Raw genomic sequence first — 17567 nt, 5'->3', positions numbered from 1 at the left:
AGTTGGAATTTTCTCGAAAATTCTTTTGAAAATTCCAATTATATTCTCAGCATTAGGGTATGGTAGAATACTAGGACTATGCCGAGTGTTAGCGTATGTTGTAATAATCTGTTAGTTTTAGAAAGAATGAGTTCATGGTATCTTTGGAACTAGATAAGGATGTGAAAGTTAGTGGATGAGTTAGCGTACCTGATGATCTTCTTTGTTTTTGTGCTCGTTGTAGGTCTTTGGGAAAAATATAAGCTTGATCGTCGACTGAAGAAAATCCCTACTAGGATTCTCGTAAATGGGATCCGTGGGAAATCGACGGTCACTCGTCTTGTGATGGGAATTCTTAAACATGACGGGCGGAAAGTGGTTGGAAAAACGACAGGGACGTCAGCACGGATGTTTTATTGGGATCAGGAAGATGAAGAGCCGATTGTCCGTGGTCTGCAAGGTCCGAATATTAATGAACAAATGAGGATTACGGAACAAGTGGTGAAACGGCGGGCAGATGCTTTTGTCAGTGAATGTATGGCTGTGAATCCTGAATATCAGAAGGTCTTCCAGGAGCGGCTGGTGAAGGCGAATATTACCATTATTGCCAATGTCATTGAAGACCATATGGACGTGATGGGTCCCACCCTTGATGATATTGCGGAAGCTTTCAGTTCGACCATTCCGGAAAACGGTTATGTCATCATTCCGGAAACGCCTTATCAGAAGTATTTTGAAAAAATCGCGCGCCGCAAGAATTCAAAAGTTGTGGTTGCGGATGAAAGCTGGATTGATGAAGCTTACTTACAAAAGTTCCCGTTCATGATTTTCCCTCAAAATGCGGCCCTTGCAATGGCTGTTGCTGAGATTTTGGATATTGATCGTGATGTCGCGCTTGAAGGAATGCTGCAGGCACCTGTCGATCCGGGAGCGATGCGCGTGCACCGTTTCGGTAGAGAAGAAGCGCCTAAATACTTCTTCAACGGATTTGCCGCGAATGATACAACATCAACGTTGAACATTTGGGAAAGAATTCAACAGTTGGATTACCCTGATCAGGAGCGTACAATCGTCATGAGCTGCCGCAGTGACAGAGTAGAGCGGACCATCGATTTCGCGGAAAATGTCCTGCCCCATATTGAAATGGAGCGGTTGATTGTCATGGGAGAAAGTGTTTGGCCGATTACGAAAGCCTATGAAGAAGGAAAAATCAGGCCTCTCAATCTCATAAACTTGGAAAAAGCATCGACGGAGGTAATTGTCGAGCATCTGAAAGAGCTTCCGGATGATAGTGTCATTTACGGAATCGGAAACATCGTCGGAGCTGGTGAGAAAGTGGCGGCCGCTGTCGAAGAGCTTGAATTCCGTCCTTCATCTCGGGAAGACACAGGCTGGGACGTAATAGAAGAGTCGGAAGAGAGCCGATCTTTTTCTCGTAAGGTGTTGCAGGCGAACAAATAATGGTAGGGAGTTGGAGTCCACGTGTTCGGTACTGATTTATATATCGCGATTGTCATAGGTGTTTTATTAAGTTTGTTGTATGCAGAGAAAACAGGGATCGTGCCCGCGGGATTGGTTGTCCCGGGCTACATAGCTTTGATATTCGATCAAGTGATGTACGTATTAGCTGTTGGATTGATCAGCTTGGTTACATACTTACTCGTTTCTCAAGTGCTGGCAAGGTTCACGGTTCTTTACGGTCGTCGTAAATTTGCTGCGATGTTGACCGTCGGGGTTTTGATGAAGATGTCGATGGATTATTTATATCCTCTCACCCCTTTTCCTGTCATGGAATTAAGGGGAATTGGAGTCATTGTGCCCGGATTGATCGCAAACTCAATACAAAAGCAGGGAGTGCTGCCTACGTTCAGTGCCACTTTCCTTATTGCGTTCGCAACTTTTGTATTGATTACGGCGTACCATTTGATTTAGAGGAGATTTTTCAATGGAAGAAAAAGATCTTAAATATAAGATGAAGGTATGGACGAAGAAGCATAAAAAGAAAGCGCCTTTCCATTCCATGGTGCTCGCAGCTCTGTTAGCTGTGCCTTTCTTTGGTCATCAATGGATCGACAAGCCGGAGATGCCGGAAGATACACGTCCCGATGATGTCGATTTCAGAATTTCGATGGTTGGAGATATGATGCTCGGTCGTCACGTCCGTGATGCCGCTGTCAGAAGTGGAGAACCGATTGGTCGTGTATTTGATTATGTGACTCCATATTTTGAAGAGTCCGATTATGTTACGGGAAACTTTGAAAACCCGGTTATTGATGCAGAAGATTCTGAAGTTGAATCGGTTATGGAAGATTTTGAGCTGCGTAATAAGGATATCCATTTGTATGCAGAAAAAGGAGCCGAAGAGGCGCTGGTGGATGCTGGTTTCGACTCTGTCAATCTAGCAAACAACCATATCATGGATTACGGAAACCTTTCATTAGAAGAAACTTTGGAGCATATGGAAAAGGTTGATCTTGATTTGCTCGGAATCGGCCGTGCATTAGATCCTGCTGAGGGGATGTTTGAGGAAGAGGAAACATTGACGGATGCCGGTGAAATTCATTATTTTGATGCGAATGGAAGAAATGTAGCCATTCTAGGTTTTACGGATGTATTTGTTCAAGGATACAGCGCCAGTGAATACGTCGGTGGGGTTTTGACGAATGCTGGTCTTGGTGTCTTGCAAAGCCGTATCCGTGAAGCCAAAGAGCAAGCGGACATCGTCATGGTCCATACCCATTGGGGAGACGAATATCAGGTGGGTTCAAATGATACCCAGGAGACACTTGCCTATTTGATGACCGATATGGGGGCGGATGTCATCATCGGCCACCACTCTCACGTGCTTGAGCCCATCACTCGTGTACATATCGAGAGAGACCCGGATGACCCGGGAAGTGAAGATAAGACGTCGATCGTTATGAACAGTCTCGGAAATTTCGTCTTTGACCAGGGCTGGTCGCGTACGAAAGATTCGACACTTGCTCAACTTGACTTTTTGCAGGACGGGGGAGCGGAACTTTCCTTCGTACCTATGCAAATTTCCGATACGAGACCGAGAGAGACAGATGGAATTCTGAAGCCGTTCCGCGATTACCGTATTTTCCGGACACTTAGGAAAGAACTGGACGATGAACTATGGCGCATGGAAGACGGCAGACTCGTGGTCGACTTGAAAAAAGCTGGCGTCATTGAAGGATAGGAGGTTCACAGGTTTGAGTGATTTGAAGGTGACCTATATACTTGCCGGCATCATTTTCGTCGGCTTAGTTGGATGGAATGTTTATTTTGAAGAAGAGTTTGACCAGTTCCGGGAACCTTATGAAGTCCAAGGTCGTGAGGAGACGGTTGAAGTAGATACTTCCACAGAGGAAGAAGCTTTTGTATATGGCGTCAGTGCTGTGCATCCTCTCGCAGTTGAAGCTGGGATGAAGGTGCTTAACGAGGGAGGGAATGCTGCTGAAGCAGCCATTGCCGTTTCCTTTGTACTGAATGTCGTTGAACCTTATGGCTCTGGGATCGGCGGGGGTGGACAAATGATTGTCCACGAGCCGGATGAAGGAGCCATCACGTACGATTACCGCGAAGCAGCTCCTGTAAGTGGGGCGCGGCCTCAACGCGGAATTGCTGTGCCTGGTTTTGTGAAAGGGATGGGCAAAGTCTACGAAGATTACGGAGATGAAATGGAGTGGAATCAGCTGCTTGAAGATGCCGTCACTCATAGTGAAGAAGGCATCAAAGTCGGACGAATTTTCAATGAGCAGCTTCAAAACTCGAGACGTTTCATTCAGTCAGGGAATGAAGACCCGGCCGTTTACAACATGTTTTACCCCGAAGATCGGCCGTTGCAGATCAACGATACCCTTGTCCAAGCAGAGCTTGCGGAGACATTGAAAAAACTGCAGCGAGAAGGGGCGGAATCTTTCTATGAAGGGGAGATCGCTGACTCGCTTACAAGTCAGCTCGGTTTTCAACCGGGTGATCTTGAAGCTTATGAAGTCGGTAAGCGTCCTGCGCCAAAAGGAGAATTCAAAGGCCAGACCTTGTATGCCGGATCTTCTCCGACATCAGGCATCATTGTTATCCAGGCATTGAAGATGCTGGAACAGTTGGAAGCGAACCTGGATGAAGTACTGGAAGAGGAATATGCCCTGCCTGGTGGAGGATGGCCTGCTTTTCTGGATGGAAACCTTCCAGAAAACATGGAACAGATTGTCAATGATCAACAATATCAAGATATCTATATCCACCTTGTGAACAAAATCATCGACAAGGTCTACACAGATCGAGTGTACACCCTGGGCGATCCTGCATTTGAGGAAGTGGAGCAGGAGAAATTGACCTCGACAGAATATACAAATCAGTTGTATGAAGAAGAATTTTCTGTTGGTGGGGCACTGACAAGTTCCGCGGACTTGTACACCGCACCAGGTGAGAAAGCCGATCACCGCAATACGACGCACTTTGTCGTAGTCGATAAAAACGGGATGATGGTTTCTGCGACCAACTCCCTAGGGAAATTCTTCGGCTCCGGTTTGTACGTCGATGGTTTCTTTTTAAACCACCAAATGAACAATTTCGATACAGCGGAAGATTCTATGAACGCCTATGAACCAGGCAAACGACCGCGATCGTTCGTCTCACCGATGGTTTTCGAAAAAGACGGAAGAGCGGTCCTCGGCATCGGTTCTCCAGGTGGGAAAAGGATCCCTGCGATGCTGATTCAAACCTTGATTCAATACGAATATGGATTGAATGAAGACACTGGTGAGCAGCTGACCTTGCAGGAAGCCATCGGCCGCAGTCGTTTTTATACAGAAGATAACGTCGTCCATGTTGAAAACTTGATTGAACAGCAGCCAATCGCCCGCTTAAGGGATTTGAAAGGCTATTCTGTCATTGAGCATGATTCTCCTGTTTTCTATGGCGGCATCCAGGGACTTGGAATCCGCACGAACGGGGATGTCCTCCAAATGTATGGGGGCGGAGATCCTCGACGTTTAGGAACGTGGCAGATTGGGAACCAGGATGGTATGGATGATGTGAGTACAGCAAAATAGATGGAAAAGGCCTCTCCTTAACTGGAGAGGCCTTTTTTGGCTTAAACCGCAATATCTTTTTCAACCGCTTTTTTATCATTGAAGCGCTCGAGATTCAAGGTCTTCATGACACGTGAGGTCAATGTTCCTGAAGTCATCGCCCCATTGACGTTCAATGCTGTACGCCCCATATCAATCAAAGGCTCAACAGAAATGAGCAATCCGGCAAGGGCTACAGGGAGGTTCATGGAAGAGAGCACGATTAATGCCGCAAATGTTGCTCCGCCTCCAACACCTGCGACACCGAATGAACTGATGGCCACGATCAACACGAGCTGAATGAGGAATCCAGGGCTCAACGGATCGATCCCGACAGAAGGGGCGATCATGACAGCAAGCATGGCTGGATAAATGCCGGCACAGCCATTTTGACCGATGGTCGCACCGAAGGAGGCCGACATGTTGGCGACCCCTTCTTCAACCCCAAGGCTGTTTTTCTGTGCAGAAATATTCAGCGGGATCGTTCCTGCACTGGATCTTGAAGTGAAGGCAAAACTGAGAACGGGCAATACTTTTCGTAAATAAGTGAAAGGATTTAACCCGAAGATCCCAATCAATACAAGGTGGATGATGAACATCACACCTAAGGCGACATAAGAGGCGAGCACAAATTTTCCTAATTCCATAATCCCGGCTACATCTGTTTTCGCTACGGTGGTAGCCATCAGTCCTAAAATTCCGATGGGAGTGAGACGGAGGACAAGCGTGACGATCCGCATGACGACCGCATAAAAGGAGTTTACGATTTTGACGAACATTTCCGCTTGTTCCGGCTGTTTACGACGCACCCCGAGAACAGCGATGCCGATGATGGCAGAGAAGATGACGATAGCGATGGTAGACGTCGCGCGATCTCCAGTCATGTCAAGGAAAGGGTTCGCTGGAATGAATTCAAGTATCTTTTGTGGTGTGGACATATCCTGAACATCTGTCAGGCGTTCTTCTAAATATAATCCCCGGCTTTCTTCTGCTTGACCGGCTTCAATTTCACTTGCATTCAAATCGAACAAAAAGGAGCTTCCGATCCCCACAAGTGCTGCAATTGCCGTTGTTCCTACGAGGACACCGATGATCCAGAGTGAGATTTTCCCTAACTGTGATGTTTTTTCAAGGTTGATGATGGATTGGATGATGGACACCATAATTAAGGGGATGACAATCATCATGAGCAAGCGTACATACCCACGTCCGGCAATGTTGTACCAATCTGTTGTCTGTGCGGTGATGCTGGAATCGGTTCCAAAGGTGACCTGTAAGTACATACCTAAGAGGACCCCTAGTCCAAGGCCTGCAAAGACACGCTTACTGAATGAGACATGTTTTTGCTGCATGCGGATAAGGACAAAAATAAGCGCAAAAATAAGAGCGATGTTGACGATAACGAAAAATGTTTCCATGTTCATACTACCTCCTTTTAACTTATTTAACTGAATAACTTACGTCAGACCGAAGAACTTAAGCTAGGATTTAATATCGGTCTAAGGTGAAAAAATGGTACCTTCCTATACAGAAGGTATGAGCGGGATGTTTATTGTATGAACTCAATAAATTGACAAGGCATTGTAGATATATTATATTTATCTTGAAACTGAGATATTTACGATGTAGCCATAGATAAATGGGAGGCGATCGAATGAATGAATTGAAAGGGATTCACCATGTAACCGCCATAACAAGCAGTGCAGAGAAGAATTATGAATTTTTCACATATGTCCTTGGGATGCGTCTTGTCAAAAAGACGGTCAACCAGGATGATATTGAAACGTACCATTTATTTTTCGCAGATGATGAGGGAAATCCAGGTACGGATATGACCTTCTTTGATTTTCCGGGCATTCCGAAAGGCTCGCATGGGACGAATGAGATCGCGAAAACGTCCTTCCGCATACCGAGTGACGAGGCATTGGACTACTGGGTGAAGCGATTTGACCGCTTGGAAGTGAAACACAAAGGAATCCAGGAGCGGTTTGGTAAAAAGGTGCTTCCGTTCGTCGATTTTGATGATCAGGCTTATGAACTAGTATCCGATGAAAACGACGATGGAGTAGCACCGGGTACACCATGGCAGAATGGCCCTGTTCCATTGGAGTACGCGATTACTGGTCTCGGTCCCTTGTACGTGAGAGTCGAACATAAAAAATATTTTAAGGAAGTGCTGGAGAAAGTCATGAATTTTAAGGAAGTGGATGAAGAAGGGGCGTTCACCTTGTTTGAAGTGGGGGAAGGTGGAAACGGGGCTTCGGTCATCGTAGAATATAACGCGATTCTCCCTCCGGCACGTCAAGGATATGGAACCGTCCACCATGCTGCTTTCCGTGTGGAAGACAGAGAAGCGTTGGAGGAATGGATCGAACGTTTATCGAAGTTCGGCTTAAGGAACTCAGGGTTCGTCAATCGCCACTATTTTGGTTCTTTATATGCAAAAGTTTCCCCGTCCATTTTATTTGAATGGGCAACAGACGGGCCGGGCTTCATGGGCGATGAACCATATGAAACCCTTGGTGAAAAGCTGTCTCTGCCGCCGAAGCTTGAACCGAAGCGTGAAGAGATTGAGAATTATGTTCGTCCAATCGATACGGTTCGAAGTACGAAGGATATAGAAAAAGAATATGAATGAATGAAAGCCAAGGTGCTGGAGTATGGCGCCTTGGCTTTTCTATGATTAATGATCCTCCTCTTTTTCTCATAAGATGATTATTGTAGGGGGGGAGACAATGAACGTTGTAGCTATTGTACAGGCGCGGATGGAAGGATCCGCATGTCCGGGAATAATCATGAACAAAGTGAATGGAAAGCCGCTTTTGACCTATCTGATAGAAAGGGTACGGCGTGCGAAGAAGATTGATCAACTTGTAGTGAGTACATCGACGAAGGAAACCGATGATCCAATTGTTCAGTTGTGTCACCAGTTGAACGTGGAGACGTTTCGTGGTTCAGAAAAAGATGTGCAAGGGTCGTGGTCCAAGGCTTCGGTAATGCCGGAAGTTTCCTAGCGAAATTCATGCATGATCGTGGAGCGAAAGTGATCGGCCGATATTATGAAACCGGTCGAAAATTTAAAGCGGATGTGATTGTTCAACTGTCGGGAACAGGCCCCTGTATGGATCCTGTGATTATCGATCAAGTGGTTGATATGTTCCTTCAGCATTATCCTAAGCGCTTGTATGTTTCAAATACTCTCCACAGAACCTATCCCAAAGGAATGGATATTGAAGTCTTTACTTATGAAGCTTTGAAAGATGCTTACATGAATGCAAGCTCCTCTCATGACTTTGAACAGGTCACCCCATTTATCGTGAAACGAGTGGGGGAGGCAGCTGTTGGGAAGGTTGTCCATGATCAAGACCTCAGTCATCATGACTGGTCCGTGGATACGTTGGAAGACTTTAAGTTTATGGAGAAGATTTTTGAACATGTCCATCTCCACAACTCATCCTTTTCTATGACAGATGTCCTCGCGTTTATCGAAAACGGCTGAAAATCAATGAACAGCCAATCGGAAGGATTATAGTGTAAGATAGTGGAGGCCGGGGCTTTTGAAGTCCAGAGGCTTCTTTTATTATGGAAAAATGTCGCGGGTGTCTGTTCTTTCATGATATTTTCACACATGTGATTTAGGATAGACAGAAGGAAAAGAGGTTTTCATATGATTTTGCAACCACTGCTGGTCATCAGGGTCATCGCATTGCTTATGGGACTGGCTGTATTTTGGATTCTTTCCTCACAAAAGGGAAAAAAGAAGACGATTGAAAGCTACGCTTCGACCCTCACTACATGGCTTCTGTTTTTTATAGGAGCGAAAGGATTGACGCAATGGGAGCTTTTGTTGGATTATCCGCTCTCGGTGCTTGCTTATCCGAGTGGAACGGTTGAATTTTACATCGCCTGTATAGCTACAATCTTGTGGGAATGGCGGAAGCGTCATGTTCACAAACCCTATTTGCAGGCTTACATTCTGATGTTGGCCAGTAGTTTTGTAGGCTTTGCCTTATTAGAGAAGCTCGTATTGGATCAAGGCCATCTCGTCGATGTCATCTTTGCTTTCAGTTTCTTTTTCCTGGTTGTCTTACATAAGCAGCGTCTATGGAGTGTTTTCTTCGCATTCAGTGGGGCGCTGCTCACAGGGATGCTGTATCGGATTCCTGACGTGATGGGGTATCGAATGGACCTCGGGTTTTATCTTGTAGTTACACTGGTTAGTTTAACGTTGGTTTTAGTGAAAAAAGGAGGAATGAATCATGGGGACTGATGTAACGCTTTGGCTTGCGCTCGGCGCAGGGGTCATTTCTTTTCTATCACCGTGTACCCTGCCCTTGTTCCCGGCCTATTTATCTTATATTACCGGGATGAGTGTGAAAGAGATGAAAGAGAATCGCAGCCTTAAAGTGAAGAAGAGATTACTCACACACTCTTTGCTCTTTCTTCTAGGCGTTTCCTCTATTTTTATCAGTTTAGGGATTGGCGCTTCTTATGTAGGAGGTGCTGTACAAAACATTTTAACCGGGAGCTCAGGTCTGCTCTTGCAGCGTCTGGCTGGGGTTTTCATCATTTTGATGGGGCTGTTCGTCGCCGGTTGGTTGAAGATCGGCTGGTTTATGAAAACGAAAAGGGTGCAGACGAAGCCGAAAACGTCACTCAGCTTAGCGGGCACTTTTTTTGCAGGCATGGGTTTTGCAGCAGGGTGGACGCCTTGTATCGGGCCAATTTTTGCATCGATTCTTTTGTTATCCGCAAGCAATCCGACGCAGGGGATCTTGTACACCGTCGTTTATGTTATCGGATTTGCCCTGCCGTTTCTCGTATTCTCCTTTTTCATAGGATCAACAAGAGTAATCTTGAAATACAGTGAGCGGATCTTGAAAATCGGTGGAGTGGCGATGATTTTAGCTGGTGCGTTTCTTTATACCGGTTATATGACGAGAGTTTCGACATTGCTGTTGAATTTGGTCCAGGATACATGGCTTGCCAATCTAGGAATGATCTTTTTATAGAAAGGAAGGAGATTGTATGAAGAAATGGGGGCTCATTGTCATTGTAACCGCCTTATTTGGTTGGGCTGTTTATGATTTTGTGTATGAAGGGGAAAGTCAGGAGCCGGTTGCTGAAGGCGAGAAGATGGTCGCCGAGGGCCCGGCCACGGAAGAAGTCGACATTGGGTTGGAAAAAGGGCAGCAAGCGCCGGATTTCACGCTGCAGACGCTCGGTGGCGAAGAGGTTTCTTTGTCTGATTATCGTGGAGAAAAAGTAATGATTAATTTCTGGGCGACGTGGTGCCCGCCATGCCGTGCGGAAATGCCGGACATGCAGAAGTTTTCCGAGAACGAGGATATAAAGGTACTGGCCGTCAATTTGACAGAAACAGAGGCAAGTGAACAGGGTGTTCAGAGCTTTGTAGACGAATTTGGATTAACGTTCCCTATATTGCTTGATAAAGATGTTTCCGTAGCCAATCAGTATGAGGTCAATCCCGTTCCTACCTCTATCTTCGTAGATGAAGAAGGGAAGATCAGCTCAGTAATGCTTGGTGCGATGAATTACGATATGATGGTACAAAGGATGGAAGAAATGTAAGGGTGATTACATGAAACCAGAAGTACTGATCGTTGAAGATGACCGGAAAATTTCAAATCTCATAAGTATTTACTTAGCGAATGAAGGGTATGGCGTCAAACAGGCTTATGACGGGGAAGAGGGCAAGGAGCTCTATCTTCTGCACCGTCCCTGCCTGCTGATCCTTGATTTGATGCTGCCGAAATGGAGTGGAGAAGAGTTATGCCGCTTTGTTAAGGAAGAAAGCAAGGACTCCCCTGGCGTCATTATGTTGTCTGCGAAGGGAACGACGGAAGACCGGATTTCAGGGCTGCGTCTCGGTGCTGATGATTACATGACGAAACCGTTCAGCCCGGAAGAATTGATGGCGCACGTGGAAGCGGTCTTACGGAGAACGGGCCATGTGTGCCAAAAGCTCTCCCATGAAGGACTTGAAGTGAAGCCGCGGAAAGGAGAAGTATGGTTGGACGGTAAACGGCTGGAGTTGACGCACTACGAGTTCAACCTGCTTTATTTTATGATGGATCACAAAGATCAAGTGTTTACGAGAGAACAACTGCTTGAACAAATCCATCCGCACGGCGAAGCAGACATTTTAGCCCGTACGATTGATGCGCACATTAAAAAGCTCCGCCGAAAAATAGAAACGGATGCTTCTGATCCGAAGAGAATTGTGACGGTAAGAGGGATGGGGTATAAATATGCGTCTCATTGAACGGGTCCTGCCGCCGAAACTTTGGGTGAAGATGACAATCGTGAACATTGCGCTTCTTATTGGAGTCGTCATCGTTACAGGAATGACACTCTATCAAACGGCTTGTTTTCTGGCTGCTGATATTACAGGCGTCGAGCGTGAAGCACAGTTGACCTTCAACAACTCTTTGCTCATTTACGCATGGGTGATTGGAGGAGTCGTTATATTGATGGGTGCTTTTTTATATTCAACCGTGACAAGGAAAGTACTTGTACCTGTCAAAGAGCTGACCTCCGCTATGGAAACGATGAAATCAGGGACTTACCCAGGAAATTTGAACGTCCATACCAATGATGAAATAGGAGAACTTGTGGACCACTTCAATCGAATGAACCGTCGTTTGCAGCAACAGGAGCGCTCTCGTCACCAAATGCTTCGTGACTTATCTCATGAATTACGTACACCATTATCCAATTTGCAAGGATATTTGGAGGCCCTTGAAAAAGGGGTGATTTCAGGGGATCAGACGATTTACCGCTCTCTGGCCGAAGAAACCGATCGAGTCTCTCAACTGCTCTCCCAGCTGGACGACATGGAAGCCTGGACAACGCTGACCCCTTCGAAGCCGCTGGAGGTCAGCCAAGAGGAAATGACCCAGGTGATCTCTCAAGTAATCCAGATGTTCACGTTGGAATTTGAGAAAAAGGGCATCGGGTTGAAGAGTGAGGTTGAAGCTTCGGAAGTGCCTGTAAATAGACAAGGCATCCAGCAGGTTCTGACGAATTTATTGAGGAATGCTCTTGAGTACCATGAGGGCACAGATGGAGTGAAAATCGAAGGGAGACCAGAAGGCGAAGAATACGTGATCAAGGTAAAAGGAGGAGGAAAAGCGATTCCTTTAAATGAAAAGGATCGAGTTTTTGATCGCTTTTATCGCGTGGACCGTTCCCGTTCAGATGGCCGTTCGGGGCTCGGGCTTTCAATCAGTAAACAGATCGTTGAACGACATGGTGGTCAGATTCAATTGGAAACCGACGGCCGGCAACACTGTTTTTCTATAACATTACCGATGCGAGCGTAGACGAAAAGTTTACGCTTTTTTTGTTGGGTGGAGTAGGGGTTTTCAACGGTGTGCGGTTTTATCGCTTTCCGATCTTTCTGGTGCCAGGCACTATGTCTGACGAAGTAGTGCCAGGCACCACAACCGGTTTCGACGGTGCCAGACTTTCTGCTCATATATTCACAAACTCAAACATATGAAAAGCCCCAGCTCAACGCTGAGGCACCCGCCACCTATACCTATACAAACTTTCGTCTCTTTGAATTCTTTTATCTTTAATTAAGATGGCTCAAATTCAAGATACCATAAATAGTCATGAAAGTTAACCATTTTCTTGAAAAAACAGGGGGACCATTGATAATCTTTTTCTTCTTCTATCGACAAATTTTTTTATAAAGTAAAAAGACTGTAATGACGCCATTTCCTTTAATATCCAATGGTTCACAACCTTTGTTCATGCCTGTGCGTTATAGTATAGTTAAAATGAGCTTGATTTTTCTGAAAAAATAGTATTTTAGGGAGAAAGGGGTACACCAAATGACTCAGCAGACATTTTTGTATCAGCCGAAAATATCGGAAGTACTTAAAAATATGAGGAAGGTCATGATCGGGAAGGAAGAAGCAGCGATGTTGAGCCTTGTCGCCTTACTTGCGAAAGGGCACGTCCTTTTAGAGGATGTTCCGGGTGTCGGGAAGACGATGCTTGTGAAAACGCTGGCTAAATCCCTGGATTGTGACTTTAAACGCATCCAATTCACGCCAGATTTGCTTCCTTCTGATGTGACGGGTGTATCAATATATAATCCGAAAAGTATGGAATTCGAATTCAGGCCTGGTCCGATTCTCGGCAATATCGTCTTAGCGGATGAGATCAACCGGACATCACCGAAGACCCAGTCTGCTCTTTTGGAAGGGATGGAAGAGACGAGTATTACAGTGGATGGAAATACGGTTCCACTCAGTGATCCGTTTTTCGTCATGGCGACGCAAAACCCGATTGAGTATGAAGGGACTTATCCACTGCCGGAAGCCCAGCTCGACCGTTTCCTTATTAAAATGAAGATGGGGTACCCTTCAGAGAAACAGGAAATGGAGATGCTTTCAAGGACATCGAACGGCCACCCGATCGAAGGGATTTCCGCTGTGCTGACAAGGGACGAGCTTGTTGATTTGCAAAAAGAAGTGTTGGAGGTCTATGTCGATCGTACGGTTAACCGTTATATCATCGATCTTGTGACAGGGACAAGGACTCATGACGGCGTTTACCTTGGGGTCAGCCCGCGTGGATCGATTGCATTGATGAAAGCGGCTAAGGCTTACGCGTTTATTCACGACCGCGATTATGTCGTACCTGATGACGTTCAATTCATGGCTCCATATGTCCTTTCTCACCGTATGATTCTTACATCAGAAGCACGGTTTGAAGGGCAGACGGCTGATGCGATTATTGACAGCCTGCTATCCTCCACGTCCATTCCAGTGAAGAGGAACATCAGTGAATGAGACGGAAACTTGGAATCATCGCTAGAAGCCTTGTCGTAGCGATCCTTTTCGTCATCCTCTTTTCCTACGCCATGTTTCAGGGTGGTTTTGTCAGCTGGTTCCTTTTTTATGCATTTCTGCCGTTTCTCCTTTATATGGCGGCTGTCCTCATTTATCCGGTCCATAATTGGAAAATCGAACGGAATCTTTCTAAACGGATGGCGATGGGAAGTGAAACCATTGATGTCGAAGTGAGGTTGAAACGGAAAGTTCCTTTTCCCATCTATTATTGTATTATCGAAGAACACTTACCGGAATCGCTGAAGAAAGTGGACGAGCATTTGGATAAATACAAGACCATGGATAAAGCGGATCAATTCTATGAACCACGTAAAGTGAAAAAGGTTGTTTTTCCTTGGTTCAGTAAGACGATCACTTACCGTTACCAGCTTGAGAAAGTCCCCCGGGGAGACCATAAGCTGAAGGCACTCAGAATTAAGACAGGAGATTTCTTCGGTTTTGTAAAAAAGGAGCACGTTTATCATCAAGAAAGCAAATTGCTTGTTTTTCCATATACCCGCCCTGTGAAAATGAAAGACCGGGTGTACAGTTTTGAGCAGGGGGCAAGTCCTTCTTTCAAGCTGAATGAAAAGAACACGAACATGGTAACAGGTGTTCGTGAATACATGCCAGGTGACCGCTTTGCCTGGGTGGACTGGAAAACGACGGCGAAGAAGAATGAGATGATGACGAAAGAATTTGAACAGGAAAAAAGTGTCGACATGATGCTGATCCTGAATGGCGTCTATCATCCGGAGATGAGCGAATTGAGTTTTGAAGGGGCGGTGGAATTCACAGCTTCCTTGATGAAGGAGTTCCATAAAACATCTTCCCCGCTATCTTTCATGTCCCTCGGTGACGAACGTAAATACTTTCCTTTTCATCAGGACCACGCTCACCAGCAACAAATGCAAGGGCATTTGGCGAGAATCCGTCCTGTCGGGCGTATTCCTTTTGCACAACAGTTGGAGCGGGAAAAATCATTGATTCCAAGTGGTGTGATGCTCATGATCGTCAGTCATCATTTGGACAAGGAGGTCCAGGTTGCGATTAGTAAACTGGCAAAAAGGAGTAAGCGTGTTGTCTTTTTCTATGTACGTCCTCATGGACAAATGTCGTTCCAGGACCATCAAGCTGTGAAGCAGATGAAAAGTCAGGGCGTCGTTGTCAACGTACTGAATGAGGAACAGTTGACGAAACAACAATTTGAGGTGAACACATAATGGAAGAGAGACAATCGTTCATCTATAAACTGATTCTCTATATTACTGGCTTTCTGTTGTTCTGTGAATGGATGCGGCCGATGGAGCAGATTTCCGATACGAATGATGTGCGTGTGTTCTTCATCTACGCCACGTTCTGCTTTTTTATATCCTTTTTGCAAGTGCCGTGGTATCTGTCCATTCCCTTGAAAGGGCTGGGGCTTGCATTCATCATTGATGGACTTTATATCGCGGAACGCATCTTTTCGCGTGACTGGTTTTCTGTTTTATATGAACAGGTGTTATTCAACATCCAGATGATCCAGTCCCAGGAGTGGTGGCAGATGACACCGCTCTTCCGAAGTTTATTGTTTTTGATTCTTCTATGGCTGATGAGCTATTTACTTTATTATTGGTTCGTCGTAGCCCGCCGAATGTTCTTTTTCGTCGTATTGACACTCATTTACGTCACAGTCGTCGATACGTTTACGATTTTTGATGGTAAATGGGCGATTGTAAGAACGTTCATCCTGGGCATGGTTGCGCTCGGGTTATCAAGTTTTGCAAAAGTGATGGAACAAGAGTCGATTTCTTTTAAAGGATTGCAAAAAGCGCAAGTATGGGCTCTTCCACTCCTTGCGATCATTTTGTTTTCCTCTGCGGCTGCTTACGCCTCACCGAAGCTTGATCCGCAATGGCCGGATCCTGTCCCTTATATCGAAAGCGCGGCAGGCGGGGCTGGACCTGGTGGAAGTGGCAGTGGCACCGTTCAAAAAGTCGGGTATGGAGAAGACGACAGCCGGCTTGGCGGTTCTTTCATACAAGATGACACTCCTATGTTCCGTGCGACGGCGGATGGAGAGCGTTATTGGCGGATCGAGTCGAAAGATACGTACACAGGAAAAGGGTGGGAAGATACACTTGAAGAGCCAGTGACCAGCATGGACCCGCAAAACATCAGCTATGAATTGTTTACGGACAATGTAGAAGTGGAAGAACAGACGGTCATGATTGAAATGTCACGGCAGGCTTCTTTCCAAAAGTTGGTCTATCCCTATGGCTTATCTTCCCTTGTAAGGTTCCCGAATGATTACGAGCTTTTGGTCCATGAGAACACGGGAGAGATGGATACCGTAAAAGGAGATTCTCCGGCGAAGGTGAATGAATTCATCGCCAATTATGAGTATCCTTCCTTTGAATACAATCAATTACGTGAAGCAGGAGATGACGATCCTCAAGAAATTCGCGATCAATACCTTCAGCTTCCAGATGGATTGCCGAACCGGGTGAGGAACTTGGCAGCTCAAATCGTCGAGGCAGAAGACAATCGATATGATCGTGCCAAAGCGATCGAGTCTTATTTTTCTTCCAATGGCTTTGAATACTCGACGACCGACGTTCCCGTGCCAGATGAAAATGAAGACTACGTCGATCAGTTCTTATTTGAGTCCCAGCTTGGTTATTGTGATAACTTCTCTACATCCATGGTCGTCATGCTCCGTTCTGAAGGGATTCCTGCCCGCTGGGTGAAAGGATTTACCGGAGGAGAGCGCATAGACACGCGTGAAACCGGACTTAGTGATGATTTGCAAAATGTTTATCAAGTCACAAGCGGAAACGCCCACTCCTGGGTAGAGGTTTATTTCCCTGAAATCGGCTGGGTGCCTTTTGAGCCGACCAAAGGATTTACGAACAATACGGACTTCTATACCGATGTGGAAACAGAAGAAGGGGAAGATCCATCAGCAGCCCCGGATAGTGAGACACCGGAAGATCAAATGGGGAACCCACAGCAAATGGAAGAGGAAGAAAGTTCTGATGCTGCAGGCGCAGCAGGCTCTTCCGATCAAAGTTACACATGGTTATGGGTGCTATTGAGCGTAATCCTTGTAGTAGTGATCATTCTTTACTTCACAAGGTATCGTTGGATGACGGCGCTGCTCATTCGTAAGTATAGGAAAAACAAAGATGAAGAAACGTACGAAAAAGCCTATCATTACCTTTTGAAGGTGCTTGATCATAAAGGATTCAAGCGTAAGCCGGAACAAACCTTGCGTGAGTTTGCGGTATTGGTCGATCAGCATTATCAGTCGAATGACATGCGGCGGTTGACCAACCATTATGAACGTGTCATCTACCGAAATGAAGCTCAAAGTACACATTGGCCTAAAGTCACTGAATTATGGGAAAATTTAATCAAAAAGACATTGTCTTGATTCCTTTTCATGCGGTTGATAGAATGAATGAAAATTATCAGATGCATTCTTCCTTCGTATATCCTCGGGAATATGGCCCGAGAGTCTCTACCGGGGCACCGTAAACGCCCTGACTATGAAGGTGGGAATCACGTGACATGTATGTACATGGATGGATTTCTGCCTTCGTCGTCGTAGATTTGAGGCAGGGAATCCATCCATTTTTTATGAAAATAAAAGTCTTTA

At 45.8% G+C, this 17567-nt stretch carries 14 protein-coding genes, 2 pseudogenes and 1 riboswitch; of the genes and pseudogenes, 15 read left to right on the top strand and 1 reads right to left on the bottom strand.

The annotated features are described in order from the left end of the window. Window positions 1-192 precede the first annotated feature (192 nt). Genes pgsB through DYE48_RS11140 form a run of 4 tightly spaced genes read left to right on the top strand, consistent with a single transcriptional unit; the run spans window position 193 to window position 5039 of the window. Window positions 193-1440 carry a poly-gamma-glutamate synthase PgsB gene (gene pgsB, locus DYE48_RS11155; protein ID WP_167449497.1) on the top strand — a complete coding sequence of 416 codons (1248 nt, stop codon included), beginning with the start codon at window positions 193-195 and terminating at the stop codon, window positions 1438-1440. Between the two features lie 21 nt (window positions 1441-1461). Next, complete coding sequence (gene pgsC, locus DYE48_RS11150) at window positions 1462-1911, top strand: poly-gamma-glutamate biosynthesis protein PgsC (protein WP_115823699.1); 450 nt, start codon at window positions 1462-1464, stop codon at window positions 1909-1911. Window positions 1912-1924: 13 nt separating this feature from the next. Next, window positions 1925-3181: a CapA family protein gene (locus DYE48_RS11145; RefSeq protein WP_115823698.1), complete on the top strand. Its 1257-nt coding sequence runs from the start codon at window positions 1925-1927 to the stop codon at window positions 3179-3181. Between the two features lie 13 nt (window positions 3182-3194). Continuing rightward, the gene (locus tag DYE48_RS11140) at window positions 3195-5039 is read left to right on the top strand and encodes a gamma-glutamyltransferase family protein (RefSeq protein WP_115823697.1); all 1845 of its coding nucleotides are present in this window, start codon (window positions 3195-3197) and stop codon (window positions 5037-5039) included. A gap of 41 nt (window positions 5040-5080) precedes the next feature. Here the strand turns inward: DYE48_RS11140 and DYE48_RS11135 are convergent, their stop codons facing one another. Next, window positions 5081-6475, bottom strand: coding sequence for an L-cystine transporter (locus DYE48_RS11135; protein WP_115823696.1), 1395 nt, complete (start codon window positions 6473-6475; stop codon window positions 5081-5083). A 236-nt stretch (window positions 6476-6711) separates the two neighbouring features. Here DYE48_RS11135 and DYE48_RS11130 point away from each other — a divergent pair, with 236 nt between their 5' ends. From DYE48_RS11130 to DYE48_RS11080, 11 genes and pseudogenes are all read left to right on the top strand, one after another. Continuing rightward, window positions 6712-7695 carry a ring-cleaving dioxygenase gene (locus tag DYE48_RS11130; RefSeq protein WP_115823695.1) on the top strand — a complete coding sequence of 328 codons (984 nt, stop codon included), beginning with the start codon at window positions 6712-6714 and terminating at the stop codon, window positions 7693-7695. A 73-nt stretch (window positions 7696-7768) separates the two neighbouring features. Next, window positions 7769-7981 (top strand): annotated as a pseudogene (locus DYE48_RS21560) (cytidylyltransferase domain-containing protein); the annotation flags it as partial. A 44-nt stretch (window positions 7982-8025) separates the two neighbouring features. Further along, window positions 8026-8109: pseudogene (locus DYE48_RS21400) on the top strand (hypothetical protein); the annotation flags it as partial. 615 nt (window positions 8110-8724) lie between these two features. Beyond that, window positions 8725-9327, top strand: coding sequence for a hypothetical protein (locus DYE48_RS11115; protein WP_115823692.1), 603 nt, complete (start codon window positions 8725-8727; stop codon window positions 9325-9327). Beyond that, window positions 9317-10069, top strand: coding sequence for a cytochrome c biogenesis CcdA family protein (locus DYE48_RS11110; RefSeq protein WP_115823691.1), 753 nt, complete (start codon window positions 9317-9319; stop codon window positions 10067-10069). The genes DYE48_RS11115 and DYE48_RS11110 overlap by 11 nt, the downstream gene beginning before the upstream one ends. Before the next feature lie 16 nt (window positions 10070-10085). Next, entirely contained in the window at window positions 10086-10649 is a 564-nt protein-coding gene (locus DYE48_RS11105) for a redoxin domain-containing protein (RefSeq protein WP_115823690.1), read from the top strand. A 10-nt stretch (window positions 10650-10659) separates the two neighbouring features. Further along, complete coding sequence (locus DYE48_RS11100) at window positions 10660-11343, top strand: response regulator transcription factor (protein ID WP_115823689.1); 684 nt, start codon at window positions 10660-10662, stop codon at window positions 11341-11343. Further along, window positions 11330-12403: a HAMP domain-containing sensor histidine kinase gene (locus DYE48_RS11095; RefSeq protein WP_115823688.1), complete on the top strand. Its 1074-nt coding sequence runs from the start codon at window positions 11330-11332 to the stop codon at window positions 12401-12403. The genes DYE48_RS11100 and DYE48_RS11095 overlap by 14 nt, the downstream gene beginning before the upstream one ends. A 516-nt stretch (window positions 12404-12919) precedes the next feature. After that, window positions 12920-13885: an AAA family ATPase gene (locus tag DYE48_RS11090; protein ID WP_115823687.1), complete on the top strand. Its 966-nt coding sequence runs from the start codon at window positions 12920-12922 to the stop codon at window positions 13883-13885. Further along, window positions 13882-15147, top strand: a complete 1266-nt coding sequence (locus DYE48_RS11085) for a DUF58 domain-containing protein (protein WP_115823686.1) — start codon at window positions 13882-13884, stop codon at window positions 15145-15147. Before DYE48_RS11090 ends, DYE48_RS11085 begins: the two co-directional genes overlap by 4 nt. Beyond that, on the top strand, window positions 15147-17342 hold the full coding sequence (locus DYE48_RS11080) for a transglutaminase TgpA family protein (RefSeq protein WP_115823685.1): 2196 nt from the start codon (window positions 15147-15149) through the stop codon (window positions 17340-17342). The genes DYE48_RS11085 and DYE48_RS11080 overlap by 1 nt, the downstream gene beginning before the upstream one ends. A gap of 34 nt (window positions 17343-17376) precedes the next feature. Next, a riboswitch (purine riboswitch) is annotated at window positions 17377-17478 on the top strand. Window positions 17479-17567: the final 89 nt, after the last annotated feature.

Origin of the sequence: Halobacillus trueperi, assembly GCF_003386945.1 — a bacterium.
Classification (GTDB): Bacteria; Bacillota; Bacilli; order Bacillales; family Halobacillaceae; genus Halobacillus; species Halobacillus aidingensis.
Note: the sequence above shows the minus strand (reverse complement) of the source record. Positions and strands in the feature narration are given on the sequence as shown.

Excerpts from the sequence above, each read along its gene's own strand:
- pgsB (WP_167449497.1), top strand. The coding sequence starts at position 193 with ATGATCTTCTTTGTTTTTGTGCTCGTTGTAGGTCTTTGGGAAAAATAT.
- DYE48_RS11145 (WP_115823698.1), top strand. The coding sequence starts at position 1,925 with ATGGAAGAAAAAGATCTTAAATATAAGATGAAGGTATGGACGAAGAAG.
- DYE48_RS11135 (WP_115823696.1), bottom strand. The coding sequence starts at position 6,475 with ATGGAAACATTTTTCGTTATCGTCAACATCGCTCTTATTTTTGCGCTT.
- DYE48_RS11130 (WP_115823695.1), top strand. The coding sequence starts at position 6,712 with ATGAATGAATTGAAAGGGATTCACCATGTAACCGCCATAACAAGCAGT.
- DYE48_RS11115 (WP_115823692.1), top strand. The coding sequence starts at position 8,725 with ATGATTTTGCAACCACTGCTGGTCATCAGGGTCATCGCATTGCTTATG.
- DYE48_RS11110 (WP_115823691.1), top strand. The coding sequence starts at position 9,317 with ATGGGGACTGATGTAACGCTTTGGCTTGCGCTCGGCGCAGGGGTCATT.
- DYE48_RS11105 (WP_115823690.1), top strand. The coding sequence starts at position 10,086 with ATGAAGAAATGGGGGCTCATTGTCATTGTAACCGCCTTATTTGGTTGG.
- DYE48_RS11100 (WP_115823689.1), top strand. The coding sequence starts at position 10,660 with ATGAAACCAGAAGTACTGATCGTTGAAGATGACCGGAAAATTTCAAAT.
- DYE48_RS11095 (WP_115823688.1), top strand. The coding sequence starts at position 11,330 with ATGCGTCTCATTGAACGGGTCCTGCCGCCGAAACTTTGGGTGAAGATG.
- DYE48_RS11090 (WP_115823687.1), top strand. The coding sequence starts at position 12,920 with ATGACTCAGCAGACATTTTTGTATCAGCCGAAAATATCGGAAGTACTT.
- DYE48_RS11085 (WP_115823686.1), top strand. The coding sequence starts at position 13,882 with ATGAGACGGAAACTTGGAATCATCGCTAGAAGCCTTGTCGTAGCGATC.
- DYE48_RS11080 (WP_115823685.1), top strand. The coding sequence starts at position 15,147 with ATGGAAGAGAGACAATCGTTCATCTATAAACTGATTCTCTATATTACT.